28 protein-coding genes and 2 pseudogenes are annotated in these 26,588 nt (G+C 28.9%); 1 reads left to right on the top strand and 29 read right to left on the bottom strand.

Features of this window, described 5'->3' with window-relative positions; genetic code table 11:
- The first annotated feature begins 609 nt into the window (after positions 1-609).
- Entirely contained in the window at positions 610-792 is a 183-nt protein-coding gene (locus tag PHEL85_RS17865) for a hypothetical protein (protein WP_156109276.1), read from the top strand.
- Positions 793-897: 105 nt separating this feature from the next.
- Here PHEL85_RS17865 and PHEL85_RS17185 read toward each other — a convergent pair whose 3' ends face one another.
- The 29 genes and pseudogenes from PHEL85_RS17185 to PHEL85_RS17045 form a co-directional block, all read right to left on the bottom strand.
- Positions 898-2,250 (bottom strand): hypothetical protein, encoded by a 1,353-nt coding sequence (locus PHEL85_RS17185; protein ID WP_036827691.1) that lies wholly within the window; start codon positions 2,248-2,250, stop codon positions 898-900.
- A 230-nt stretch (positions 2,251-2,480) separates the two neighbouring features.
- Complete coding sequence (locus PHEL85_RS17180) at positions 2,481-3,239, bottom strand: MBL fold metallo-hydrolase (protein WP_036828014.1); 759 nt, start codon at positions 3,237-3,239, stop codon at positions 2,481-2,483.
- Positions 3,240-3,246: 7 nt separating this feature from the next.
- Positions 3,247-3,864 carry a hypothetical protein gene (locus PHEL85_RS17175; RefSeq protein ID WP_036828013.1) on the bottom strand — a complete coding sequence of 206 codons (618 nt, stop codon included), beginning with the start codon at positions 3,862-3,864 and terminating at the stop codon, positions 3,247-3,249.
- A gap of 2 nt (positions 3,865-3,866) precedes the next feature.
- Positions 3,867-4,259, bottom strand: a complete 393-nt coding sequence (locus PHEL85_RS17170) for a hypothetical protein (protein WP_052108627.1) — start codon at positions 4,257-4,259, stop codon at positions 3,867-3,869.
- A gap of 172 nt (positions 4,260-4,431) precedes the next feature.
- Positions 4,432-5,001, bottom strand: coding sequence for a Crp/Fnr family transcriptional regulator (locus tag PHEL85_RS17165; protein ID WP_036827688.1), 570 nt, complete (start codon positions 4,999-5,001; stop codon positions 4,432-4,434).
- A gap of 136 nt (positions 5,002-5,137) precedes the next feature.
- Entirely contained in the window at positions 5,138-5,755 is a 618-nt protein-coding gene (locus PHEL85_RS17535; protein ID WP_052108626.1) for a helix-turn-helix domain-containing protein, read from the bottom strand.
- Between the two features lie 251 nt (positions 5,756-6,006).
- Entirely contained in the window at positions 6,007-6,621 is a 615-nt protein-coding gene (locus PHEL85_RS17155; protein WP_036827685.1) for a hypothetical protein, read from the bottom strand.
- Positions 6,622-6,782: 161 nt separating this feature from the next.
- Positions 6,783-7,247, bottom strand: a complete 465-nt coding sequence (locus PHEL85_RS17150) for a hypothetical protein (protein ID WP_036828165.1) — start codon at positions 7,245-7,247, stop codon at positions 6,783-6,785.
- A gap of 310 nt (positions 7,248-7,557) precedes the next feature.
- On the bottom strand, positions 7,558-8,214 hold the full coding sequence (locus PHEL85_RS17145; protein WP_036828162.1) for a tetratricopeptide repeat protein: 657 nt from the start codon (positions 8,212-8,214) through the stop codon (positions 7,558-7,560).
- 211 nt (positions 8,215-8,425) lie between these two features.
- Positions 8,426-9,367, bottom strand: a complete 942-nt coding sequence (locus PHEL85_RS17140) for an alpha/beta hydrolase (RefSeq protein ID WP_081965186.1) — start codon at positions 9,365-9,367, stop codon at positions 8,426-8,428.
- Between the two features lie 119 nt (positions 9,368-9,486).
- Positions 9,487-9,786, bottom strand: a complete 300-nt coding sequence (locus PHEL85_RS17135) for a hypothetical protein (RefSeq protein WP_036828157.1) — start codon at positions 9,784-9,786, stop codon at positions 9,487-9,489.
- A gap of 5 nt (positions 9,787-9,791) precedes the next feature.
- On the bottom strand, positions 9,792-10,070 hold the full coding sequence (locus PHEL85_RS17130) for a hypothetical protein (protein ID WP_156109305.1): 279 nt from the start codon (positions 10,068-10,070) through the stop codon (positions 9,792-9,794).
- 139 nt (positions 10,071-10,209) lie between these two features.
- A pseudogene (locus tag PHEL85_RS17860) lies at positions 10,210-11,046 on the bottom strand (IS3 family transposase); the annotation flags it as partial.
- The gene (locus PHEL85_RS17120) at positions 11,004-11,462 is read right to left on the bottom strand and encodes a helix-turn-helix domain-containing protein (RefSeq protein ID WP_036825498.1); all 459 of its coding nucleotides are present in this window, start codon (positions 11,460-11,462) and stop codon (positions 11,004-11,006) included. The gene PHEL85_RS17120 and the pseudogene PHEL85_RS17860, both read right to left, overlap by 43 nt.
- Positions 11,463-12,155: 693 nt before the next feature.
- Positions 12,156-13,010 (bottom strand): hypothetical protein, encoded by an 855-nt coding sequence (locus PHEL85_RS17115; protein WP_036828152.1) that lies wholly within the window; start codon positions 13,008-13,010, stop codon positions 12,156-12,158.
- A gap of 663 nt (positions 13,011-13,673) precedes the next feature.
- Positions 13,674-14,294, bottom strand: coding sequence for a hypothetical protein (locus PHEL85_RS17110; protein ID WP_036828149.1), 621 nt, complete (start codon positions 14,292-14,294; stop codon positions 13,674-13,676).
- A 1,919-nt stretch (positions 14,295-16,213) separates the two neighbouring features.
- Positions 16,214-17,011, bottom strand: coding sequence for a hypothetical protein (locus PHEL85_RS17105; RefSeq protein WP_036828147.1), 798 nt, complete (start codon positions 17,009-17,011; stop codon positions 16,214-16,216).
- 124 nt (positions 17,012-17,135) lie between these two features.
- Positions 17,136-17,681 carry a DUF6933 domain-containing protein gene (locus PHEL85_RS17100; protein WP_036827700.1) on the bottom strand — a complete coding sequence of 182 codons (546 nt, stop codon included), beginning with the start codon at positions 17,679-17,681 and terminating at the stop codon, positions 17,136-17,138.
- Positions 17,682-17,935: 254 nt separating this feature from the next.
- Positions 17,936-18,298, bottom strand: a complete 363-nt coding sequence (locus PHEL85_RS17095) for a hypothetical protein (RefSeq protein WP_036828145.1) — start codon at positions 18,296-18,298, stop codon at positions 17,936-17,938.
- Between the two features lie 4 nt (positions 18,299-18,302).
- The gene (locus PHEL85_RS17090) at positions 18,303-18,557 is read right to left on the bottom strand and encodes a hypothetical protein (RefSeq protein ID WP_036828143.1); all 255 of its coding nucleotides are present in this window, start codon (positions 18,555-18,557) and stop codon (positions 18,303-18,305) included.
- Positions 18,558-18,723: 166 nt separating this feature from the next.
- Positions 18,724-19,176, bottom strand: coding sequence for a hypothetical protein (locus tag PHEL85_RS17085; protein WP_036828141.1), 453 nt, complete (start codon positions 19,174-19,176; stop codon positions 18,724-18,726).
- A gap of 2 nt (positions 19,177-19,178) precedes the next feature.
- A complete protein-coding gene (locus PHEL85_RS17080; RefSeq protein WP_036828138.1) occupies positions 19,179-19,832 on the bottom strand; it encodes a serine protease in 654 nt (217 codons plus the stop codon).
- 166 nt (positions 19,833-19,998) lie between these two features.
- Positions 19,999-20,817 (bottom strand): hypothetical protein, encoded by an 819-nt coding sequence (locus PHEL85_RS17075; RefSeq protein WP_036827694.1) that lies wholly within the window; start codon positions 20,815-20,817, stop codon positions 19,999-20,001.
- 109 nt (positions 20,818-20,926) lie between these two features.
- Positions 20,927-21,763 (bottom strand): annotated as a pseudogene (locus tag PHEL85_RS17855) (IS3 family transposase); the annotation flags it as partial.
- Entirely contained in the window at positions 21,721-22,179 is a 459-nt protein-coding gene (locus PHEL85_RS17065; RefSeq protein WP_036825498.1) for a helix-turn-helix domain-containing protein, read from the bottom strand. The gene PHEL85_RS17065 and the pseudogene PHEL85_RS17855, both read right to left, overlap by 43 nt.
- Before the next feature lie 861 nt (positions 22,180-23,040).
- Positions 23,041-23,235 (bottom strand): hypothetical protein, encoded by a 195-nt coding sequence (locus tag PHEL85_RS17060; RefSeq protein ID WP_156109303.1) that lies wholly within the window; start codon positions 23,233-23,235, stop codon positions 23,041-23,043.
- Between the two features lie 1,179 nt (positions 23,236-24,414).
- Entirely contained in the window at positions 24,415-25,578 is a 1,164-nt protein-coding gene (locus tag PHEL85_RS17055) for an adenosylhomocysteinase (RefSeq protein ID WP_036828133.1), read from the bottom strand.
- 188 nt (positions 25,579-25,766) lie between these two features.
- Entirely contained in the window at positions 25,767-26,117 is a 351-nt protein-coding gene (locus PHEL85_RS17050; RefSeq protein ID WP_036828130.1) for a hypothetical protein, read from the bottom strand.
- Between the two features lie 8 nt (positions 26,118-26,125).
- Positions 26,126-26,533: a DUF3997 domain-containing protein gene (locus PHEL85_RS17045; RefSeq protein WP_156109301.1), complete on the bottom strand. Its 408-nt coding sequence runs from the start codon at positions 26,531-26,533 to the stop codon at positions 26,126-26,128.
- Between the last annotated feature and the right edge of the window lie 55 nt (positions 26,534-26,588).

Genomic DNA, 26,588 nt, shown 5'->3' with positions numbered 1-26,588 from the left:
TTTTTTTCATTCCGTAAATTAGGTGCAACGGTTTTGGCTAGGCTTTGTGCGGGAAGAAAATCGCCAAGATTTTCGAACACGGACTAAGCCGAAGCTTTTTGTTTGGTTTTGTTTCTTTTAGTTTTAACTAAGCCAAATCAACAAGATTTGGCGGACTTAGTAAATATACACAAACTTTTGAGAAAGCACTAAAACCCGTATTAAGTTTAGCCGGTGTTAACTAATGCATTTTTTTTCAACATGAAATAAATGCTTAAAATGATATTTTTTAAAATAAGAATTTCAATATAAAATTAAGTTTTCACACAGCTACAATAATTTCTAACACGTTGCTCTGGTAAATATTTATCAAAATATGTTAAAGATATTTATTTACATAGATTTATCAAAAAGTTATAATTTCTCGGAATTACGATAACATGAAATCTAGACACTATTTATCAGATTAAGAAAATCTATCAAATAATTATTATTGGAGAGTTACGATTATTCAGATACGTACAGACTTAAGATTATCGTTTCTAAGCGATTTTCAACAAAAAATCATTGTCTTAAACGACAAAATAAAAAAACGGCGAAGCCAACCGTTAAATTCACTTAAAAGACTTTTTGAAAGCTACGATAAATTCAATATCAGATTTTAGAGGAAATTCTCAAAATAGGAGAGAAGAAGCCGTTTCAGAATTAAAGAAAATTTTCAAAATGGAAAAGTTTGAAATTATAAAACGCAGCTACGATTTTGTTTTAGTTAACGTTGTTGTATATGGTTTGTTGCGTGTTTCAAGCAACTAATTTAGTAAATAATTACTGACCAAGAAAGACCGCGAGGACTTTCGTAAGTAGGCGAGAAGCCAGCAATAAATTATATACGGTGTTACCTGCAGGCTTTTATGCTATTTAAATATCTAAGTATAATTGAAAGTATCCATTTAATTTCGTTAGTATTAAAACTATATTATTATAATTCCATTTTCTACCAATCCATTTTTCTGATTTTAATTCATCTTCATTAAATTCTCCATAATTATCTATATCTATTCCATAGATTTCAATTATAGAATTAATTAAATTGGTTAACTCAAATGAATAAATTCGATTATATTTAGATGATTGTTGACTTAATACAATTGTTGGTTTTTCATTCCCTTTTTCTGTTGGAAATAGAATTAGGATTTTATTAAAAAAATCAAATATTCGATAATTAAAAGTATAAGTTCTTAATAAACCGTCCTCCACTTTATTTTCAACATAATTTTCAGTTTTAATAATTTCGATTGCAACATTCAGGTCTGAAGAATAATCATCTTTTTTCAGGTATTTATTATAATACTCTACAAATTCATTAGGTTTTAAAACTATAGTTTTTATGTCAAGCTTTTCATAAACCTTTTTACATTTATTATAAGATTTATTATCATTGATTACATAGAAGTTACAGATTGAAGCAAAAGCAGAATGAAAACTATCTTCTGTTGTATTTGAAAATGTTTCTTTTCTTCCTTTTTTTATATTTACTTTATCTTCTTGATATCCATGCATATCAAGAGAAATATATTCATTCGTAATTTCATTAAACCAATCAGGTGAATACTTGTTTTCTAGAGATTGTTGGTTATTTGGAACACCTAATTTCTTATATGCATTATCAATATCTTTATAAGGATTTTTAGAATTGAATAGGCTATCTCTATTTATTCCTATAGCTGACTGTATCTGAATTCTTAATTTTTTATAATCATCACTTTCATTAAGACCTAAATTCATTTTACTAAAAGCATTAAAATAACCTTCCATTGTGAGATTATCTTTTAAACCAGGAAACATTTTCTCCATTTCTTCTGAACTTTCTGGATTTTTAAATGCATCTATTAAAGCTTTGTCTAAAGGAATTGATTTTAGTTGGTCTATGTAAATTTTTCCTAAATCTTTAGTTAATTCATTTTCTTTGAAAATATTTTCTAATCCATTTAAACTTATATCTTTAAATAAATCTTTTTCATCAATTCTCTGTTGAAATAGTTCTTTTGGGTCGTAATAATTTAAAATAGTTTTGTCCCTATTATTATAAAAACAATAGTTTTCAGTAAGTTGTGTAATAAAGTCTAAATCTGAATTTATATAATCTAATTGCTCTTTGGTATCTTTAAAACTTGAAAGTATATCACTTATATGAGAAGTGGAAAAAGGTTTGAATAAAAACTTGTTATTATTCACAATTTTAAATAGTTCTTTGTGGTTCCCGTTTTTCATTTGTGACATAACATTCCAATCAAAATAAACTTTTATCATATGTATTCGGAGTTTGGCTTTTTTCGGAGCTTGCAGGTAACGTTGTTGTGTTATGGAAAGTTGCGATTTTTATGAACGGCTATTTTCCGCAGGAAAATTGAAGTGAGTAAAAATGCAACTGCCTTCGGTTAAGCTAAAAATAAGCAATTTTTTATACACGGTGTTGGCATTTCGTTATTTTCTTCATTAATCTAAAAGGTTAGAGTTTCGCCATCCTTAGGTATCAATAATTGATTATCTAATAAACTTTTTTCTGAAGCAAATATTCTTAAGGACTTTCTTGTTGTTTTACAAAAGTCAATACAATCTAAATGAACAGCAATTACCTTAGATTCAGGTGCTATTTTTGTTAATTCTATCGTTTGTTTTTCGTCCATTAAAACAGGATAATCTTCAAAACCTGGAATGATTCCACCACCAGCATTTATAACAATGATTTCAGGCTTAAAAACCTCTACGGCCTTCTTTACTTCATTATTTAAAATACTATCACTTACAATATAAATTGTTGGTTCGTTTTCTGATTGCAAAATAAACCCCGATACTTGTCCCATATAAGGAAGAACTGAACCACTTCCATGTTTCCCTTCTATTCTTGTGATTGTGATGTTTTTCCAAGTAGTTTTATTGTCTATTATTTCAACATTTGAAAACTTTTGTTTTAAGAAAAAATTTTTATCAACTGGTGTACTAAATAATTTCACTCCTTTTGGCAATAACTCTCCTGAAAGTTGATCGAAATGGTCGGGGTGAGAATGTGTTACCAATACAGCGTCAAGATTACTGATAACTTCATTAACTGGAATGTTTAAATCTACTATTGGATTTCTTTTTAAACCTTTAACAAAAGGTTCAAATGTTTCCTTTGAACAAAGCATTGGATCAATTAACATTGTTTTTCCTGCGTAGTTAAGTTTTAAAGTTGCGTTCCTAATAAGTTGTATTTTCATTTTGTTTTTATTTTCCAATCATTACATCATATTCTTTTGGTATTTCCACCCCATTAAATCCATTTGTCAGCCCAAATAATATAACTAAGGTTAAAATTATTCCAATAATCAAAATTCCATAGGATTGCTTAATTGGTTCAATTCCAACTATTTTACTTTTTATTTTTTTTGAATGAACTGCTGAAATGTGCCCGAAAAATGAAATTATTGCTAGTCCATAATATGGGATGAAAAACAAATTTAAAGGGAATGTATTTAGTCCAGCAACTCCAAAATAAAAGTTAGTATCTAACTCCAAAATCAACCTGCCAAATAAAACTGCACCCATATGGAATAACAAAAAAAAAGCAAGATATAGCCCTGTCCATTTTTGTAGTTTGTCATTTAAATCAGATTCTGTTTTACGTTTCTTACGGTACAGTTTTATTCCTGAAAAAATTTGAATTACAACGGAAAGAAGTAATATAGTTTCAGCAAGTACATTTCTATAAATAATTCTTAAATCATTCATTAGTTCAATATGGGCTTCTGCTCCAAAAAGGCTATAAAAATGGTTAAGTAAGTGTAGTCCTATGAAAATTGAAATGGTAATTCCAGAGAAGTAGTGTAGTTTTTTTAAGTTCATTTTCATTTATGAAACATTTCTGACATTTTCCCTATATTTATTCCTTCTGCTTTTATGAATTTTATTTCACGCACAAATTCCATATTTCCCCAAAGGTATGTGTTCCCTTTTAAGCCTTTGGTTGTTCGCATTCGTCTATTTAGTCTTGAAATTTCTATTTCTGTTGCTTTTCTTTTTTCGCCTAATTCTCCATAAAGTCTAATCGCGGGATATGCACTAAATTTCAGTTTGTAAAGTGCTTTTATCCAAAACCATTTGCTGCTATTAACTCCTAGAACGCAGACATTTTTATTTGTTTTAACATTTTCGGGGATTTTTTTCGGAAATTTTTCAAAATAAAACGCTGTTTGGTCTTTATTTAAAAACAATGTTCCTATTGGTGTTACTGTTGGCATACTATCTTGTCAACAGATGCTATTGAAACGGATAAACTTGTTTTAAAACTTACATTAAAGTGTTTTTTAATAAGTTGCCAATTTTCTTTGATGTCCATTATATCTTCATTTGGTTGTTCTCACAAAACTCTTAATAAAATAGCTCAAAACTTTTGATATAAATCAAATTCGGCTATTTCTTTGCTCTTATTCGGCTTAAAGTTTCTTGTGTTATACCAATATATGAGGCAATATCTCCTAATGGGATGTGTAACTCTATTTTAGGATATTCTTTTAGAAGGAAATGATAACGTTCGTTTGCAGTTGAGAATTGAAGATACACAACTCTTTTTTGAAGTTGAAGCATTATTTTTGTTATGATTTTTCTTGAAAACCTTTCAAAATCGTGAAATTTATTTGATAGTTCTGTCAATTTCTCACGTTCAAACTCTAATATAATGCTGTTTTCAGTTAGTTCAATACAATGCTCACTTGGTTCTTTTAAGAAATAACCTGTTATAGCACAAATAAATTCATTATTGAAAGCAAACCAATCTGTAATTATTTTTCCGTCTTTTAAGTGATATGCTTTTGCACTTCCTTTGTAAATAAAATATAATTTGTTCGTAAATTTCTCTTCTTTGACTAATTGAGTACCTTTTTTAAATTCTAAAACTTTTATATTTTCTTTCCATTTATCAATTGTTTCATTTGACAAAACAGAATACTCTTCTGTTATTTTTTTGATAATTTCATTTAACATTAAGTTCTATTTTTAATGAATGCCAACGTTGTTGTATAAGATTAGTTGCGTGTTTTAAGCACTAAAGTTAGTAAATAAATCACAGATAGAAAGTCCGCGAGGACTTTCGTAAACAGGCTAAAACCAGTAATTAATTTTATACGGTGTTAGCACCAGTTTTTTTTCCTTCTTTTCGATATGTTATTATTAACAAAACCGATGCAATAATGACAACAAATAGTGCTGGTCTTAATTGACCTCTTTCCCCATCTAATAATGCTATTAAATATAAGAACACAAAGAATATTTGTATTAAAATATATTTCATTTTGTATTTTATTAGGTTTAAAGAATGACTTAAAACGACTAATCCAATAATTATTGCACTAAGACTTAATATCCAATTTTGAAAATGATAATGTCTAAGATTTATGTGTCCATTCCAACCTGTAACTTTTCTATATATATTCTCACCAGTCTTATTGTTAAAGTATTTAAACTCATAAACCCAAGCCATAAATGAACAAATAATTATAAGTAATGTCAAAAATAATGTCCAAATCTGATATTTATCAATTTTTTTCTTTTCACTCTTAATTACTTCGACTTCTAATGCGCTAAAAATAAGTTTAAGAGTTTTTTCTCTTGGTTGTGTTTCATTATTTTCAATTCGTTGAATTGTTCTTAGGTTTACTTTAGAGGATTCAGCCAATTCTTCCTGTGATAAACCTTTTTTTATTCTTATTTCTTTTATTCTTTTTCCGATTTCAGTCATCTTTAATTTAGTTTAATTTGTCTCGTAAAAATATTCCATAAATTCTCGTTTTATAGAGACTTCTCTACGACATTTATACGGCATTTTCGGAATTTATTGTTATTCTTGATTTCAATTGGTGCTAACGGTTTTGTATAAGAATAGTTGCGTGTTTGCGTGCGAGGAATTTCCGCAGGAAATTCAGATGTAGCAAATACGCAACTACCTTTGTTTAAGCACAAAATAGCAATTATTTTTATACGTTGTTGCCATTAGTTTTTTATTTCGGTCAATAGCTTTTCCGTTTTTTCAATCGGATAATATGTATTAATTAGTTGAACAAATAAATTTAAATTTCCCATTAGGCTTAAGTCATAAAAATCAGATACCTTTTTGTTTTCATCTATGATTTTTTTCATTGTCAATTGCGTTGCAATTCCGACAATTGAGCTTAAAACTCGTGTTTCTAAATTTCTCAATTCGCTGTAATTTACAAAGTTGGAATGCAATTTCTCAAATTTATCCGAACGATACCATTTTTTTAAATTGTTCCAATTGTTTTCATTTATTAGTAAACCGTGAAATTCTTTAGTTACTGGAATTTCGTTGATTATCAAATCGGTTCTTTGTCCGATATATTTTGTCGCATATTTGCCTCTTGTTCCAGGAAAACTTACAGACCTTATCGGACCTAATGAAATTCCAGATTCCGTTATTGTTTTTAAATCGTATTCGGATTTTTCTTCTTTATCAATACGGTTGAATGCATATATAATTCTACCGTCAAATTCCGAAAAATCAGTAAAGTCATAAATTTCCGCAAATCCAAATCCGAAATTGTGGTCAAGCTTGAATCTATATATTTTCCCTGAATTTTCTTTAATCACAGTTCTTTTCTCAAATTAATGGCAACGTTGTTGTGTAAGGAAAGTTGCGTTGTTTAAGAACTAAAGTTAGTAAATAAAACACGAACCAAGAAAATCCGAGAGGATTTTCGTAAGTAGGCTTTTACCAGCAATTTTTTTTACACGGTGTTGTGTGCAGGTTTTTAATTCAATCCGTAATGTGGTAATTTTCCGTCCAATTTATTATTCCTAATTATTTTTAATATTCTCAAAATTCTAATTCCAACATCTGTAAATGAAATAAATTCTTTCTTCTCAATTTCAAAATTATGATTATGAACAGTTTTGTTTCTTAAATTCCAAAAACTTTTTAATAAGTCTGATGTTTCATTATCAATAATTCTCCCTTCATTAAGTTTCTCAATTAATTTAAAAACTGAAATTGGTATTTTTTCTTCTGAATGAAATCCAAGTTCATAAATCTCCTTTAATGTTTTCTCAATTTCAATTGACAATTTTAAAATATTAGTTGATAATTCTGTTGAAATTTCAAATTCAGTTTCTTTTGTTTCAACTTCAGGCGCATTAAGGCCTCTTTGTTCATTTTTTTCCGCTGTAGTTTTTTCCTCAATTATTTCTATTTTTTTATTAAGTTCTTGAAGTTCCAATTCAAAACTTCCTAATTTTATTTTTTAGTTTTTTCAAGTATTTTTTCAGGCTTATTTATTAGTATTGCTAATGTTGCAATTGCAAGAAGTGATAATGAAATAAGGTCAAAATTAAGGTCAGGATAAATCAATCGTAATATTATTACAATTAAACAGATTATTGCTATTATATATCTTGATGATTTTATCATAGTTTCGTTCTTAACTTGCACACAACGTTGTTGTGTATTGAAAGTTGCGTTTTAAGTGAACGGCTATTTTCCGAAGGAAAATAGGAGTTTACAAAAAAGGAGCAACTTTTACTTAAGCACTAATTTAGCAATTTTTTATACACGGTGTTACCTGCAGTTTTTATTTTTTCCAATTTTAATTTATAATATTCAGCCTTTTCAATATTTCCTAAAGTTCGATAAATATTTTCTATTTCTTCAATTATGAATTCGGATGAAATTCCATTTTTTTCTGATATTAGAAAATAATTCAATGCTTCTTTATGTCTGTTTTCATCTATTAAAATATAGCCTAAATCTTCGGCAATAACACTTTTTTCTTTACTTATTTCTAAACCTTGTTTTAATATTTCTATTGATAATTCAGGATTGTATCTTGAATAATAGACCTCGTAAGAACCAAAACATTCAGAGGCTATTGCTGGAATTACTTCTATATTCATAGTATCATATGCATAAGAATATTGAGGTTTTTCCAAGTTATATATCACAAAGTCAACTATTCGTTCAGGAGTGTTTACATTAATGTATGCAGATTTATATATTCCAGTTTTTTCTATTTTGTAAGCCTTTACAAGATAATGACCTTCTCCTTTTGGTATTATCTTTAAAGTAGTCGGTTTAATATTCCATTCAATTGGGTTTTCGCTTTCAGAATTAATTATTTCGTAAATTCCACAATCAGGATTATTTCCAATGATATTTATTAATTCAGAAGTTAATTTTTTTTTATTCAAATTATTTTTCTTTTTCACAAAATTGCACCCAATAAGACTGAATATTATTAATAGAACTAAATATTTCACTTCTTTCTTTGGTTTTTTTTAATTGCAGGTAACGTTGTTGTATAAGATTAGTTGCGTGTTTTAAGCACTAAAGTTAGCAAATAAATCACAGATAGAAAGTCCGCGAGGACTTTCGTAAATAGGCTAAAACCAGCAATTAATTTTATACGGTGTTGCCAACAGTATTTTCTTTTATAAATTTTATTATTCTTTCAAAATATTCATCTCCTCCAGTTTTCCAGACATTCAAGTGATTAGCATTTTTTATTTCTATAAATTCTTTTTTTGTACTTGAGATTTTTGAAAAATTATCTTTACCATATTGAATATTGATTCTTTTGTCTTTATTTCCGTGAACAATTAAAATAGGCTGTTCAATGTTTTCACAATATTTAATTGGTTTTGCTTCGTCTGGGTCAAATTCAGCAATTTGTCCGGCTCTATAAACCAAATAATTAGTTAAAGGTCTAATATTAAATCCAGCGTGATAGTTAAAATAATCATTTGTTATTGTTTTAAAATCGGAAAACGTACTTTCTATTATTCCAAACTTAATTCGTTTATCATTTCCAAGAGCTTGTAAACCAATAGCACCTCCTAAAGATTGTCCCCAAACTCCAATATTTTCAGTTATTCCTTCTTTTTCTGATAAAACATTAATTAATTCAGAAATATCTTTTTTCTCTTTTACTCCGAAAGTACAATGTGTTCCACCACTTTGTCCGTGAGCCCTCGAATCTAATGCTACTGAATTGAAACCAAGTTTTGATAGTTTATTACTCAATTCAATAAAACTTTCTTTATTAGACCTAATTCCGTGTAATAAAATGATTGTTCCTTTTACTGAATCTAAACTTGAGTAAGTTAAATAACTTGACAATTTTGCATTGTCAAATGAATTAAAGTTAATGTATTTTCCATTTAGTTCATTATTTTCAAAAATTGGAACTGCTGTAATTAAATAATTTCCTTTAATTAATTGTATGAGAGGATTCTTAATTTCAGTTATAAATCTTGGTACATAAAAATGCAAAAAAAGAAGTCCTGAAATTGTCAGAACAAAAAATATTCGTTTAAATATCTTCCTTTTTTGGGTTTTCTTCATATTGTTGGCAACGGTCTTGTGTATGGCTAGTTGCGTTGGCTAGGTCTAAAATACTAAAAGAAAACGAACCAGAGGAAAATCCGCAGGATTTTCCGAGTACACACAGAACCAGCAATTAGTTATACACGTTGTTGTGCTTTAGTGCTTTTTCGTTTTTTTATTTTCCAAATTATATGTGTCGCAATTCCTGCTATTGTTCCGAAAATCCAAAATCCGAGTGTTATTCCGAGTATTGGCATTCCACAATTAATTCCGTCTGTTCTTGGTTCTGGATAAAACAATTTTGGAAAAACAAAAAAGTAACAGATTAGTAAAACCAATAGAATTATAAAATTCGGAAGTTTAGTTCTGTATTTATCATTCAAATAATACAATCCAATTTGAATTAAAGAAATTCCAATGATAAAAAGTAAAATCATTTAATTCAGCTTTTGTTTATGTAATATCCTTTCTCTTTAGTTTCAATATTCTCTATTATTAATTCTTTTCCATAACAGAAAACTATTTTCGCTTTTCCTTGATTTGTTTCAATTATTCCATTGTTAATTTCAATAGAGTTTTTTGCTAACCAATCTCCAATATGAGTTCCTTCAGCGTATTTCCAGTCTTGTTTTTCAATAAAAGACGAAGAATTAGTATAGAAGCCTAAAATCAAAACAAATCCGATTATTACACTTATTATTTTAAAAATCCGTTTTTTCATTTTTCCGAAATTGTTCTTTTGAGTTCTTCTTTTGTATTATACTGATATAGGTTGACCTTTTTTTAGTTTAATTTATACCGTTCAAACAATTTTTTTTAGCCGTTTAGAAGGCAAAAAATAGTTTGAACTAGTTCTGTTGTTAAATCTTAAGTTCAGGTAAATTTACATTATTTTTTCGATAGGATTTGTATTTGATGTTAGGATTTAGATGGACTTCAGCAGGTTTTCTGAGATCTATGCTAAAATGAGTTCTCAAATTGTTATAAATATAGACGGCTTGATCTGTCATTTTTTGTGCTAATTCAGTGTTTTTAATGTTTTGTTTTAAACCATATTCATATTTCAAAGTTCTATTAATTCGTTCAGCTACAGCGTTTTCATAGGGATCGTATTGTTCAGTCATACTTATTATAATTCCATTTTCTTCAGCAAATGCTGTGTATTTAGGGTTACAGTATTGAAAACCTCTATCCGAATGATGAATAATTTTTTGATTGTGATACTTTCTGTTTTTAATAGCCATAGCAAGCGCATCACTGCAAAGCGATGTTCTCATATGGTTATCTATTTTATACCCCATAATTTGCTTAGAATAGGCATCTGTTACTAAGGCGAGGTAATTATGTCCATTCTCGGTTTTAATGTATGTAATATCGCTTACCCAAAGTTGTTCAGGTCGAGTAGGCACGTGGTCTTTAACCAGGTTTTTATATTTTTTGTACATGTGGTTTGAGTTTGTCGTTGTGATGTAATTTTTAGTTTTAGGAATCAAAAGATTATTAAGTCTGAGGAATCGATAGAATTTGTCTCTACCTATCTTAATATCAGCGTTTATAAAGTCTTTTTTAAGCTCAGCATAAAGTTTTATTCCACCAGTTTTAGAACCTACTTTTTTGCGGTATTGCTTAACTAATTTGATTAGTTTTTGATGGTCTACTTCTTGTTTTCGTTGTACTTTGAGTCTTTTGTAGAAGGCTTGTTTGCTAACCCCAAAACATCCATAAAGCCACTTTCTTTTATACGTGCCTTTTTCTTTAGCTCTATCTCTTTTGCTAATGTTTTGGGTAATGACTTTTTTGACATATCAACGCCTGTAATAAGTTCCATATCAGCGATAATGTCCTGTTGGAAGTCTTTTTGAAACTCAAGTTCTTCAATCTTTTCCTTTAGCTTTTTAATTTCATCGTTTTTACTCATACCTGTATTTTGTTGTACTAAGGTACTGTATTTTCTTAACCAATAGGTAATGGTTGTTCTAGGAACATCATATTTTTTTGAAGCTTGGTTATTGGATAGTTGTCCGTTAAGAATTTGGTCAACGACTAAAAGTTTGGTTTCTAAAGTTACTTTTTGATAGCTTTTTTTTCGCCAGTGTTCATTTTTTGTTTTCATAAGTGACTGTAATTAATTGCTTAATTTTTAGTCAACCTATTTCAGGAAAGTTCATTTTTAAAATGTTGTACAACGTGTTTGTGTAATAAAAGTTGCGATTTTTGTGAACGGCTATTTTCCGCAGGAAAATAGAAAGTGAATAAAAAAGCAGCAACTTTTGATTAAGCTAAAATTAAGCAATTTTTAGTACACGGTGTTAGCAAATGTTGTTTTTTTTCAGTTTATAATTCACAATTTTTTGTTTTTCCAACTTTTCAAAATTCAGAGTTTGAGTAAGAATTCCGCAAAGATTTTAAATTCCGCATTTGCTTAATTCCGTAATTTATGTTTTTCCAGTTTGAGTAAATTCTCACGTTTTATAATTCCGAAAACTTGCTAAAATTCACACAATAATTTTTCACGAGGAGAGACTGTTCAGCATTTTAGTTTTTCCTTTTTTTGATCTTTTCAAAACTCTATATTTTTAATTCCATTTTTGAGTTTTGGTTTAATGAAAAATCATTGTTTTAAACGACTTTTTTAAAGCGTCTGAGTGATTTCGCCCATATTTGCTAACGGTTACGTATATGAAATGTTGCGTGTTTGTGTGCGAGGATTTTCCGAAGGAAAATCAGATGCAAGCAAACAAAGCAACTCACATTGGTTAAGCACAAAATAGCAATTTTTTATATACAATGTTGTAGCACGTTTTTTTTAATATCTTCGATTATATTCGTCTTCACTTAGTTTTCTTCCATTATAGATTTCACTTTCCGATTGTAGAGTCATTTTATTAATTAATAGACCAATATTATCTTCATAATTACCAATCGGTTTAATAGGAAGTAGTTCATTAATTACAAACTTATTATCAAACTCTAACTCAATTCCATTTATCCATAGAATTTTCGCAAATCCTAAAGCAGGTTGAGAGATTAAATCTTTGTATATCCAAGAATGCTTATTCCGTTTTTTATGTTCTTTAGTAGCAAGAATATTTATTACCTCAAAAGCAGAATCTTTATCTTTATTTATTATTGATTCAAAAAATCGAAGGTCTAATTCCATCCATTGATTCTTTTTCTTTGTTAAGCATTTGCTTTTCATTATTTCAATGTCTTTAGCCACAGCATCTAAATTTTTATTCATTGCTTTTATAATTATATCACAATAAATATGGTCTTCTCCTCTTGATACTAATTCACTAAATTTTACTTTCTTTTTTCCTCTATAAGGTATTTCATAATCAATTTTTGAATAGTCTTTTATTGCCTCTTGATTATCAGATAATGCTGTTATCAAGACGTGAGTTCTGCCAAAAGAGAATAAATCTGTACCAACATTGTTCTTAAATAAATCGTAGTAATATATATCTGCTTTTGCGCAGTCGGAAAAAGCCTGTTTGGCATTAGAATAATTTTTTACAACAAGAGATTCGTACCAGCCTTTTAAATGAAATGTTTCCCAAATTGAAATTTTGCTATTTTTGAAAATGAACCATTTATTTTCATAATCTTTTAGCTTAATTTGATAACTATTATGGTTTTCTATTAGTTCATTGAAATTCATTTAGGATTCTGATTTTTAATGTGCTACAACGGTTTTGTGTTATGAAAAGTTGCGATTTTAAGATTGGCTGATTTTCCGAAGGAAAATTAAGACAAGATTAAAAAAGCAACAAACTTTGTTTTAGCTAAAAATAGCAATTTTTTATACACAGTGTTGCAAAATGTGTGTTTTTTATTTTTCCAAAACTTTGTTTTTCCAATTTTCAGTTTTTAAAAAATCCGAGTTCAATTTATAATTCCACAATGAAATTCAATTCCGAAATTGTTCAAATTTCACAAAATTAATTTTCCAGCTTGAATAAATTCCATTTTTTTCTTTTCAAACACAATAAATTCAGTTTAATTTTCCTTTTTTTCAACATTCCAAAATTCCAAAAACGAACAAAATTCATTCAGAATTTTGATTAGCGAGAGAGTGTTCCGCAAATATATTTTCCCGTTTTTTTCGCAATTTTTAGTTTTTCAAACTTTAAAAGAATAAGCTGTTTTAAAGAACTTTTGTTTGCGGATTAATTTTTCGCCCAGTTTTTTGCAACGTTGTTGTGTTATGGAAAGTTGCGTTTAAAGTGAACGGCTATTTTCCGCAGGAAAATAGAAGTTTACAAAAATGCAACTAACTTTGTTTAAGCTAAAAATAAGCAATTTTTTATACACGGTGTTGTGTTTAGTACTTTTCATATTCAGATGTTATTGTCTTTTCGCAATTTAATTTTTCAGCTATTTTAACCATACTGATTAGTTTATTTTCAATACATTCTATTGTAGCCAAATTTTCCTTTTTTGTATTAATTTCCCAAAAAACTCCATATTCATCTATTTTTATTTTTTCAGTTTTTAATTTCCCAAATTCGCTTTGAGCTTTTTTCAAGTCAGGAATTTTTCCATTAATGCTAAAAGTTACTATTTTTGGTTTTAATAAACCAATTCCAAAATAGATTTCCCAATTATTAAATTTTGAAAAATGAACATAATCAACCATTCCATTTGTGTTAATTAAAGATTTAGCACGATTATCAAATCCGATTTGTTTCAGGTTATTATATGGATTTTTAGAATAAATTCGATTATAGTTTCGTCTATTAGAAAACCATTCATAACTCCAAACAGATAATATAAAAAATGGAGCTAAAATTGAAGTTCCGAAAAAGATAATAATTATCCATTTTAAAGATAATTCGGAATAAAAAAAAGCTAAAAATAAAACGAAAATAAAATTCAAAACTCCTGTAATCCAAAAATATCCTTTTTTTAGGTTTTCAGAATTTAATTCAAAAAGTTCATTCATTTTCGGATTTTTCTTGTATTAAACGGTTTTGTGTATGGTTAGTTGCGTGGTTTAAACACTAAATTTAGCAAATAAAAACGGAATAGAAAAGCCGAAGGGCTTTTCGTAAGTAAGCGAGAACCTAGCAATTAATTATACACGTTGTTAACTACAGGTTTTTCTGTTTATTAGGTAATCAGATTTCCAAAGTTTTACCAAAACAATCTTATGTCCTCAAAAGTCAATCAACAGTTTTAGGATTTTGTTCCGTTTTCTTGTTCAGTATCAATTCCGATAAGTTCAATCGCGTACAGTTCAGCCGTAACGATACACGTTTCTTTTCAGAGTTGGTTTCTAAATCAATCTTTTTAATCTTAAATTATCTTGGTCGTTTTAGTTCAATCACGCACAGTTCAGCCGTAACGATACACGTTTCTTTTCAGAGTTGGTTTTCTAAATCAATCTTTTTAATCTAAAAAATTAATTGGTTCTTTTAAAATTCAAACAGAGTAGAGTGAGCTGTTTCTTGGTTTGCTCGATTAATCTTTTAAAATCTAAATAATAATAGGTCTATTTATTATGCACAATACTTTTCAGATTGAGTGATTCCACAGAGTGATTTTCTAATATTGGAAGTTAAAATGTATCAATCTTTGAAGGATGTTTATTGGTCTGGCAAACTTGTAGTTAACGGTTTTGTATATGATTTGTTGCGTTGTTTCAGCGAGTAAGTTAGCAAATAATTACCGAAATAGAAAAGCCGAAGGGCTTTTCGTGAGTAGGCGAGAAGCAGCAATAAATTATATACAGTGTTAGCTAACGTTTTTTCTTTTTACGTGCTACTCCTTTGTGTATTTCCGGACGATTTGTTTTTCAGACGTTGTTTCATTTTTTACTTAAATATCAAAAAAAATCTCCGAATTATTATTCCGTTCTTTTCCGCAAAGAGAATCAGTTTTGTTTTATATCTAATTTTCGTGACATCAAAATCGGTTGATTTAAACAAATAATTTCAATTTGTTTAAACTGCGAACAGTTCAGCCGTACGTTTTGCCATTGCGCTTATCAGCCAAAAGTTGAGTATTGCTATAATATTGATGTAATGATCAGAAATCGGGTAAGCCGAAATTCGTATGTAACGTTCCGCAAGAGTAAAAAATTCCAGCGTAATGTTTTTTTATATTCAGCTTTAAATTCCAACTAAGTTTTCTGAAGCAAATAAGTACAGAACTTGGTAAAAGCCTTGAAATTGTTGACACGCGCGAAATGTTTGCTAACGAGTTTGTGTATTGAAAGTTGCGATTTTTAAGAACGGCTATTTTCCGTAGGAAAATAGAAAGTGATTAAAAAAGCAACAACTTTTGATTAAGCTAAAATTAAGCAATTTTTATTACACGGTGTTGCAAGTAGTAGTTTTTTTTCAGTTTATAATTCCATTTTATTTCACTTTTCCAATTTCAAAAATTCAAATTTTGAGTGAGAATTCCAACAAGTTTATAATTTCACGTTTGAGAGATTTTCAGCAATTCTTATTTTCAGATTTTGAGTGATTTCACATTTTGTTAAATTCCACAAACTTGCTAAATTCACGTTTGAGTGAAAATTCCGCAATTTTGATTTTCAGAGTTTAAATTGATTCCTTTTTATAAAATTCTCAAACTTTCAGATTTCTACAAAATTTCACGAGCGAGAGAGTGTTCCACTTTTTAAAATTTCATTGTTCCGCTTTTAAATTTAGAGTTTTTAACCGCAAATTTTTTCAGTTTGAGTGATTTCCGCTATTACTTGCAACGTTGATGTATAAGCTTTGTTGCGTTGGTTTAGCAGTAAAGTTACTAAATAATTACTGACCAAGAAAGTCCGCGAGGACTTTCGCAAGCGAGCAAAAAGCCAGCAATAAAGTTTATACGGTGTTGGGCTTTCGTTTTTATTTTCAGTTTTCAATTATTCGGTTTTTCCTTTTTTTCATAAATAGAACTTAATTCATAATCTCCTTTATATTTAATGTAAAAAGCTTGTTCATTTTCTTTTTCAAATTCTGGACTTAATTTATAATCTCCTTTTTTCCAATTTTCAATAATTTTTTCAGTCGAGATTATAATTTCCTTTGATTCTATCATTTGGGAAGGAAATTTATTCCAAGGTAAGCTATAAGTTGCTTGTTCATATTTTATGGCAACTGAATCTCCATATATCTCTTTAAATAATTGAGGAAATCTTCTGTTTTTTAAAGGTAAAAAATAATTCGTAAATGGATTAAACAAAAGTGGATTCAAAAATTTTGAGCCTGCAATTTCTCCACTTTTCAAAGGAGCAATATATATTCCTGTTCCACAACCAAAACCTCCAAAAGGAATTGTGTCAATTTCTCCATTTTTATAAACTAAAAAATTTTTTCTAATTCTTGAGTTAGGTTTTCCCCAAGTTACATAATAGAATTTTTCATTTGTGGTATTTTTTAAACCTAAATATACTGAATCTAATTTTTCAAAATCTTTCGGATTTGTAATCCATTCAACTGGTCTTTTATTTTCTTCGGAAACGTAATTCCAACTGTTGTCCCAAAACTCTTCCCAAGGTCTTTCCTTATCTTCTTTGTGGAAAGATTTAGCTACAAATAAATCAAAAAAAGGAGTTTTCTGATACGGCTCATTTTTAAATTTATTAAACTTCGAAATTATTATTCCAATTGGAATAATAAATATTAAAAAAAATGCAATAATTATCTTCTTTTTCATTTTTTTGAGTTCGAGTGAGAAATGAAGCCCAACGTGATTGTGTATGTTTCAGTTGCGTGGTTTAAGCATTAAATTTAGCAAATAATTACTGAATAGAAAATCCGCGAGGATTTTCCCAAGTAGGCTAGAAGCTAGCAATTGAATATACACGTTGTTGTACGTAGGCTTTTATTGTTTCGCTCATTACTTCTTTCGGATATTTCCATTTCAATATTTTATTCGGCGAGCTATTCAACCCGCTATTTATTTTTCTAAACGGTAAGTTTTCAAAACTTCCGTATTCTATTTTCCAATGTTCTATGCTGAATATACAATTATTTAACGAACCATTCGCACTTCGGTCATTATTCGTTTCGCACAGTTTTATTTCGCCAATTATTCCTTTCAAAGTTTCGTAACCGATTTCAATTCCATCATTTTTAAATTGAGAATGAAGCGTTTCTGTAAAAATTCGAGTTATGTTATTCAATTCAGATGTTTTTATATCTGATAGAATTAACAAATATTTGGTCAGTTTGTTTACAATTAGCCAACATTTTTTTCTATCCACGTAAAAAATGGTCGCAACCCATTCGCCCAATATTTTATTTTCAGTTTCGTTTTTTTCCACAATCGATTTCGCAATTGTCTTTTCAAGTTTTCGAGTTGTATATATCTGGGTGAAATTCATTCAGTTTATTGGTTGTTAGCGTGATTTTGGCAGCTTACGTACAACGGTTTTGGCTAGGCTTTGTGCGGGGTTGAAAATCGACAAGATTTTCGAACACGTACTAAGCCGAAGCTTTTTGTTTGGATTTGTTTCTTTGGTTTCACAAAGCCAAATCAACAAGATTTGGCGACTTAGTAAATATACACAAACTTTTGAGAAAGCACAGAACCCGCATTAAGTTTAGCCGGTGTTGTAACAAGTTTTTTTTCGGTTTTTTATTTATCGTGTTTGATTGAATTTTCAATATTATTTCTTTGAACAGATAATTCAGAGTGTTGCTTGTTGAGTATTTCAATAATTTCAAGTATTCGCTTATTAATTTTTTCAGATTTATTTTCGTGATATATATACTCTAAACAATTGTCAACTATTCTATAGTCAATAGGTTTTAATTCCTTTTCTAGTTTTGTTAGGGATAGTTTAGTTAAACTTTCAATGTCTAAATTTGAATTGTTTTGAAGTTGTTTATTTAAGATTTCTTGACTCACTTCAACTGTTTCAGCCTTAAAAACTTTTTCAGATATATAGTCTGAAAATGCTTTAATAATAATTCCGAATGATCCTCCTGAAGCTGACATAATTTTATAAATTAAAAAAGTTTAAAAAGAAGAAAGATAAAAGAATGAAAACAACAGCGATAACTCTATTATTCATTTTGTGCCCCCATAAATCATAGTGATTTTTCGATTTCTTTATTCCGTATATATATTCTGAATATTTAAATTTTTCTTTTTTCAAAATAGTTCTCCATATACTTCCATAAATCCATCTTAAAGTTTCTCCTAAATAATTTAAGATAGCTCTTCTAGTATTGAAATTTGAAATAAATTCTTCCACTTAAAATTATTGAAATCAATTTGTTACAACGTTGCTGTGTATGATTAGTTGCGTGTTTCAAGCACTAAAGTTAGTAAATAAAGCACAGATAGAAAGTCCGCGAGGACTTTCGTAAATTGGCTAAAACCAGCAATTAATTATACACGGTGTTAGCTGTAGTACTTTCTTATGTGGCTTTCATCTCTTGTCTCATCGCGCACCAAGCATTTACAGCTATTTTACCAATGCTCATAATTAATAATGCTATAACTGGTGCAATAAAAGCTCCTGCAACTCCCATTGTTTGTCCTATGGCTGTAGACATAACTCCGATAAGATATTCTTTTGTTTTATCTGTGCTTTCTCCAATTTCCTTTCTTTCTTCTGCATAGTCCTCATTACCACATATAAATTTTTCAATTTCATCTAAAACTTTTTCTATATATATTTTAGTTTTACCTTGTTCTCCACCAAATTGAAATGTATTTGCTGTAGTAGCTGTCAACCATTTGTCTGCACTTTCTGTATAATTATTTGACGTATCAGTTAGGAACTGTTGTAAAATATCTGCTTGAAATTTGTCTAGTGAATCTAAAATTTCACTTTCTGTTGAATTTAATAATATATTGAATTCTTCCATAATTAAATCATATTTAAAATGTATTCTACGGACACAGCGTGTGTTGTTTGATGAAGAGTTTGTGGGTCAATTCCACCAATTGAAGTTCTTCCATTACTATTTGGTACATATGAACCAATAATCATAGCAACAACTCTAGAGTCTGATAATCTAAAGATTGGACTTCCGGATTGACCAGGACGAGTTTGGATGTTCAATATGAGATGTTTTGACTTAATTCCTGATGCCTCAATAAGAACTTTTGCACCTAAAACAGTATTTTGATATGTTAAAACGTTTCTTCCATTTACGCAATGAGGATATCCAATAACGCCTAAATTTTCAGAAACATTGACATCATCACTACTACCTAACACTAAATCAGATAAAACATTTTGATTAACCTTTAAAATACAAATATCACGTATTGGGTCTACTTTAAAAATGTTTACTGGAATTGTATTTCCACCATTATTAGAAGTGTCCTGATAAGTTGTCAAATCAGTGTTAGTTGAAACAAATATGACTAAATTGGTTGGGTCATTATCAGTAACGTGTGAAGCTGTAGCTAATAGGCCTGATTTGTTTATAAGAAAACAAGTTCCTAAGAGTTTTACTCCAGTCGGTGTAATTCGACCAACTGTGTAAATTTTTGAATGTAATGTTTGTATATTCATTTTTATAGTTCTTTTTTCTCGTTTTTGGTATTACAGCTAACGTGTTTGTGTATGCTTTGTTGCGTTGGTTTAGCGTAAATTTAGCAAATAAATACTGAATAGAAAATCCGCGAGGATTTTCGTAAGTTGGCTAAAAGAAAGCAATAAAATATACACGGTGTTGCACCTAGTTTTTATAGTTTATTTCTCTAAAAACTTTCTGAAGTGTTTCCTTTTCTCCATTTGGCTTTCTGAGAACCTTTATAAATTCAATCCAATTTCCATTTGAGTCATATTTATAATTCAATTCGTGAAAATATGGTTCTTTAATATCTGTTAAAATCCAATACATTTCAGTTGGATCATTCATTTTATTAGTTTTAACAATATATTTTTGATTAAAATTGCCTTTTGTTTCGTTTTCTAATTTTCCTTGATAATTAAATTCCATTAAAGTAAACTTACTATTTTTATAGTCATAATTTACCACTTGCATTCTTGTATCTTCTGTTCCAACAATCGTACTTTCAATTTTGATTGGAAAATTTAGTTTGTCATAAAAAACAATATATTTAAGATATACTTCTCCAGCATCATTTATTTTTTTCTTAATCTTTTTCTTTTTTTTGTATTCGTATTTAACTAAAGTTTCATACCATTTTCCACTATTATATTTTATGTTTCCTTTGTAATTTATAATTCTATTTTTAGAATCTAAATCGATTAGTTCTTTTGCTGATAATTCAGATTGTTTGAATTTTTCAATTTCAATTCTATTTTTAGTTTTAAAATCATAAACTATTTTTTCAGTCAAAATTTTTGATGAATATGCAAAAGTAGTGTCAAGAACTATAATAGTTTCAGGGTTTCCAAATTTAACTTTGAAATAATCTTTTGATGAAACTATTTCAGAAATTTCAGAATAAAAAGTTGGTTCAATTTCTTGACTTTGAGAAAATATCTGAATTGATAAAATAAGTAAGATAAATGGTGTAATTTTTTTCATTCTGTATTATACTGATATAGGTTGACCTTTTTTTAGTTTAATTTATACCGTTCAAACAATTTTTTTTAGCCGTTTAGAAGGCAAAAAATAGTTTGAACTAGTTCTGTTGTTAAATCTTAAGTTCAGGTAAATTTACATTATTTTTTCGATAGGATTTGTATTTGATGTTAGGATTTAGATGGACTTCAGCAGGTTTTCTGAGATCTATGCTAAAATGAGTTCTCAAATTGTTATAAATATAGACGGCTTGATCTGTCATTTTTTGTGCTAATTCAGTGTTTTTAATGTTTTGTTTTAAACCATATTCATATTTCAAAGTTCTATTAATTCGTTCAGCTACAGCGTTTTCATAGGGATCGTATTGTTCAGTCATACTTATTATAATTCCATTTTCTTCAGCAAATGCTGTGTATTTAGGGTTACAGTATTGAAAACCTCTATCCGAATGATGAATAATTTTTTGATTGTGATACTTTCTGTTTTTAATAGCCATAGCAAGCGCATCACTGCAAAGCGATGTTCTCATATGGTTATCTATTTTATACCCCATAATTTGCTTAGAATAGGCATCTGTTACTAAGGCGAGGTAATTATGTCCATTCTCGGTTTTAATGTATGTAATATCGCTTACCCAAAGTTGTTCAGGTCGAGTAGGCACGTGGTCTTTAACCAGGTTTTTATATTTTTTGTACATGTGGTTTGAGTTTGTCGTTGTGATGTAATTTTTAGTTTTAGGAATCAAAAGATTATTAAGTCTGAGGAATCGATAGAATTTGTCTCTACCTATCTTAATATCAGCGTTTATAAAGTCTTTTTTAAGCTCAGCATAAAGTTTTATTCCACCAGTTTTAGAACCTACTTTTTTGCGGTATTGCTTAACTAATTTGATTAGTTTTTGATGGTCTACTTCTTGTTTTCGTTGTACTTTGAGTCTTTTGTAGAAGGCTTGTTTGCTAACCCCAAAACATCCATAAAGCCACTTTCTTTTATACGTGCCTTTTTCTTTAGCTCTATCTCTTTTGCTAATGTTTTGGGTAATGACTTTTTTGACATATCAACGCCTGTAATAAGTTCCATATCAGCGATAATGTCCTGTTGGAAGTCTTTTTGAAACTCAAGTTCTTCAATCTTTTCCTTTAGCTTTTTAATTTCATCGTTTTTACTCATACCTGTATTTTGTTGTACTAAGGTACTGTATTTTCTTAACCAATAGGTAATGGTTGTTCTAGGAACATCATATTTTTTTGAAGCTTGGTTATTGGATAGTTGTCCGTTAAGAATTTGGTCAACGACTAAAAGTTTGGTTTCTAAAGTTACTTTTTGATAGCTTTTTTTTCGCCAGTGTTCATTTTTTGTTTTCATAAGTGACTGTAATTAATTGCTTAATTTTTAGTCAACCTATTTCAGGAAAGTTCATTCCGTAAATTAGGTGCAACGTGTTTGTGTAATAAAAGTTGCGATTTTTGTGAACGGCTATTTTCCGCAGGAAAATAGAAAGTGAATAAAAAAGCAGCAACTTTTGATTAAGCTAAAATTAAGCAATTTTTAGTACACGGTGTTAGCAAATGTTGTTTTTTTTCAGTTTATAATTCACAATTTTTTGTTTTTCCAACTTTTCAAAATTCAGAGTTTGAGTAAGAATTCCGCAAAGATTTTAAATTCCGAATTTTGCTTAATTCCGCAATTTATGTTTTTCCAGTTTGAATAAATTCTCACGTTTTATAATTCCGCAAACTTGCTAAAATTCACACAATAATTTTTCACGAGCGAAAGACTGTTCAGTATTTTAGTTTTTCCTTTTTTTGATTTTTTCAAAATTCTATATTTTTAATTCCATTTTTGAGTTTTGGTTTAATGAAAAATCATTGTTTTAAACGACTTTTTTAAAGCGTCTGAGTGATTTTGCCCATATTTGCTAACGTTGTTGTATAAGCTTTGTTGCGTTGATTAAGTAGTGAATTTACTAAATAAAACACGAACGGCGAAATTCCGAAGGAATTTCCCAAGTGAGCCAAAAACAGCAATAAAGTTTATACGGTGTTGCCATTTCGTTTTTTTTATTCCGACTTATTCTTATTCGGCTTAATTCCGTTTTTTTATTCTTTCCAGCGTTTGAGTGAATTCGGTTAGCGATTTATTCCGCAAACTTTTTCAATTCCGATTTAGTAAACAATTCCACAAGTTGCTAAATTCCGCATTCAGTTCGGTTTTATTTTTCAGTTCCTATTTCTTTTCGGCTTTTTTTAATTTGAAATAATTAGCAAAATTAGAAACTGCAATTATTAACCAAGCAAGTCTCACAATCCAAATGTTTATTGTATATCCAAACATATTATGAGGTTCTGTTTCAGAAAGGTATCCTATAAATACAAGAGCAGTTATAATTCCTGCTATTAAAAATAAAGTCTTATTGTTCATATTTTTTTTGTTTAGTTTTTTCGTTTTGAGTGCGTTCCGCAATGAATGGCAACGGTTTTGTGTTATGGAAAGTTGCGATTTTTGTGAACGAGGAATTTCCAACGGAAATTCAGAAGTTTGCAAAAATGCAACAACTTTTAATTTAAACTAAAAGTAGCAATTTTTTATACACGGTGTTGCCAAATAGCTGTTTTTTTATATTCACAATTTTTTGTTTTTAATTTTTTCAGTTTTCCAAAATCCAACATTTGAGTGGAAATTCCACAAGTTTAGAATTCAGAGTTTGAGTGAGTTTTCCGCAATTCTGATTTTCCACATTTTGCTTAATTCCGTAAACTTTCTAAATTCAAAGCTTGAGTAAGAATTCAGCATTTTATTTTTTCAGAGTTTGAGTAAATTCAACACATTGAATTTCACGAGCGAGAGAGTGTTCCGCTTTTTAAAATTCCATTTTTTTGCTTTTAAATTCAAGGATTTCAAACTGTATTTTTTTTCAGAATTTGAGTGAGCACAGTTTTTGGCAACGAGTTTGTGTATTGAAAGTTGCGATTTTTAAGAACGGCTATTTTCCGTAGGAAAATAGAAAGTGATTAAAAAAGCAACAACTTTTGATTAAGCTAAAATTAAGCAATTTTTATTACACGGTGTTGCAAGTAGTAGTTTTTTTTCAGTTTATAATTCCATTTTATTTCACTTTTCCAATTTCAAAAATTCAAATTTTGAGTGAGAATTCCAACAAGTTTATAATTTCACGTTTGAGAGATTTTCAGCAATTCTTATTTTCAGATTTTGAGTGATTTCACATTTTGTTAAATTCCACAAACTTGCTAAATTCACGTTTGAGTGAAAATTCCGCAATTTTGATTTTCAGAGTTTAAATTGATTCCTTTTTATAAAATTCTCAAACTTTCAGATTTCTACAAAATTTCACGAGCGAGAGAGTGTTCCACTTTTTAAAATTTCATTGTTCCGCTTTTAAATTTAGAGTTTTTAACCGCAAATTTTTTCAGTTTGAGTGATTTCCGCTATTACTTGCAACGTTTATGTATAAGAATAGTTGCGGGTTTGTATGCGAGGATTTTCCGAAGGAAAATCAGACGTTACAAACACGCAACGACCTTTGTTTTAGCATTAAACCGCAATTATTTTTATACGGTGTTGGCAAATCGTTTTTACTATTTATAATACGTGTTTTAACCAATCTTTGGATATTTTATGTAATTCCTCAAAAGGTGTTTCATTCACAATTCCAATTTTGGTTCTCTTTCTATTTTCATTTAGTAGAATACTTGCACAAACCAAAACTTCTGCGTGAATTAAATCTACAATTTCATCAGGACAACTTTTAATAATAAAATTAACAGCTGTTCCGTTTCTCATTAAGAAAACATCTTTATTTGTCGAAATTTTATACTTATCAATATTCTCAGAAATCTTTTCAGATTCCATTGAATTATTTTTTAAGCCTTCGACATCAAATTCATTTCCCCTTGATCCTGCACTTGCTAATATTACACCATTTTTACAATGCTCAATATCTTCGTACGATAAAGCTCGATTAGCTGTTGCAGAAAAAATGATATCTGCGTTTTTTAATAACTCATATTTAGAATTATTAATCAAGTATCCTAATGTATAGGCATTTAGTTTTGCAAACTCTTTTTTGTCATAAACACTAACATTTACGTTGTGAGATTTTAAAGCCTCTGCCACACTTCTCCCAATCATTCCAAAGCCTATAACTAAGGCTTTTCTTCCTGCTATTGAAACTCCTATTTTTCTAAATTCTTGATTTACAGCCAATACAGAAGAACGTCCAACATATCTTGCTTCAATTGATTTTATTGGACTTCTAGCAACTGAGTAAATAGGCACTTCTGTTTCGTTACAGGTTTTTAAATATTTATTATATCCAAAAGTTGTAACTTCTACAACCCCTTTTATATATTTAGAATCTTCAGAGTTTAACCTTTTTAGAGCTTCAGAGAAATAACCACCAACTTCTAAAATTAGGATTGGTAATCCATCTAATTTTGATTTTTGAATAGCAAATTGTATTAATTTGTCTAAATAATCTGTATTGTCAAATTTATCATAATCTCCAACCTCAACATCATAAAGTTTTGATAATCTAGCATAAACTGACTTGTCAAGTGAATAAGGTTTGGCTATAAGTTTAAATATATCAGCACCAGTTTGTGCTAATAAATTAACAAATTGTTCTGAATCAGGAAGAAAATGTTGAAGTAAAATTAGTCTTGTTCCACTTAATCTTTTTTTTATGTTTCCATTCTTAAGATATTGCTCACTTACTCTAAGTTGGTTTTTATTTAATATGTACATTTATTAGTTTTCTTATTTCAGGTTTGAGTGATTAAATGTTTGCCAACGTTGTTGTATAAGCTTTGTTGCGTTGTTTAAGCAGTGAATTTAGTAAATAAAACACGAACGGAGAAATTCCGGAGGAATTTCCCAAGTGAGCTAAAACCAGCAATAAAGTTTATACGATGTTGTGTACAGTTTTTTTATTTTCAACTCTTTAATAAATTCAGTTTTTTCACGAGAAATAATGGCAAAGATTGAATTCTGTATGTTGAAATTACAAGTGGTTTAAGACTTGTGGGTTTTCCATATTCAAATTCCAGTTTTAGTTCAGATTCTAAATATTCAAAAATTCGGTCATTGCATTTTATTTCTCCCTCAAACCAATTAGTCCAACCAAACAATATTTTTTTAAATCCCTTTCTTAAAATCAAAAAATCATCATCAATTCCAGCGTCAAAACCGTAATATTTAGCAGTAACAATCCAACCTCTTTTTCTTAATTCAGAGATTATTTCATTCCATTTTTCAGTTTTAATATTTATGGCTGTTCTCTTCAAATATATTTCTATTTTAATTCCTCGTAAACAATTTCAAAATCCAAATTTTTCGGAATATTCAGTTCTTTTCTTTTATTCTCAAATTGTTCTAAAGTCAAATTTGGACTTTGTTCAGTACTTTTTTTGTCAACTTCTATGATATGATAATATGTAACACTTTTATTAATTCCGCTTTTAAGATTTTTTGGATGACTTTTTGCAATAATAAAATCTCCGTTTTCTCCTAATGCAAAAACTGTTTCAGGTACAATTAGTCGATTAGAATATTTTTCAGCGTGAAACCAAATACTCATTTCGTCAAGTGAATTATTTGCAAATAAAAAATAGTCGTCCGTAATTTCCTTTTCTACTAATCCAGCTCCGAAATAGCACGATTGTAGAATCAGCAATATGATTATTCCTAATATTTTTTTCAAATTATTCAATGTATTTTCGGTCGTTTCTTAAATTGTACACAACGTTGTTTTGTAT

The organism is Polaribacter sp. Hel1_85 (genome assembly GCF_000766795.1).
GTDB lineage: Bacteria > Bacteroidota > Bacteroidia > Flavobacteriales > Flavobacteriaceae > Polaribacter.
This window is presented reverse-complemented; position numbering and strand designations above follow the sequence as displayed.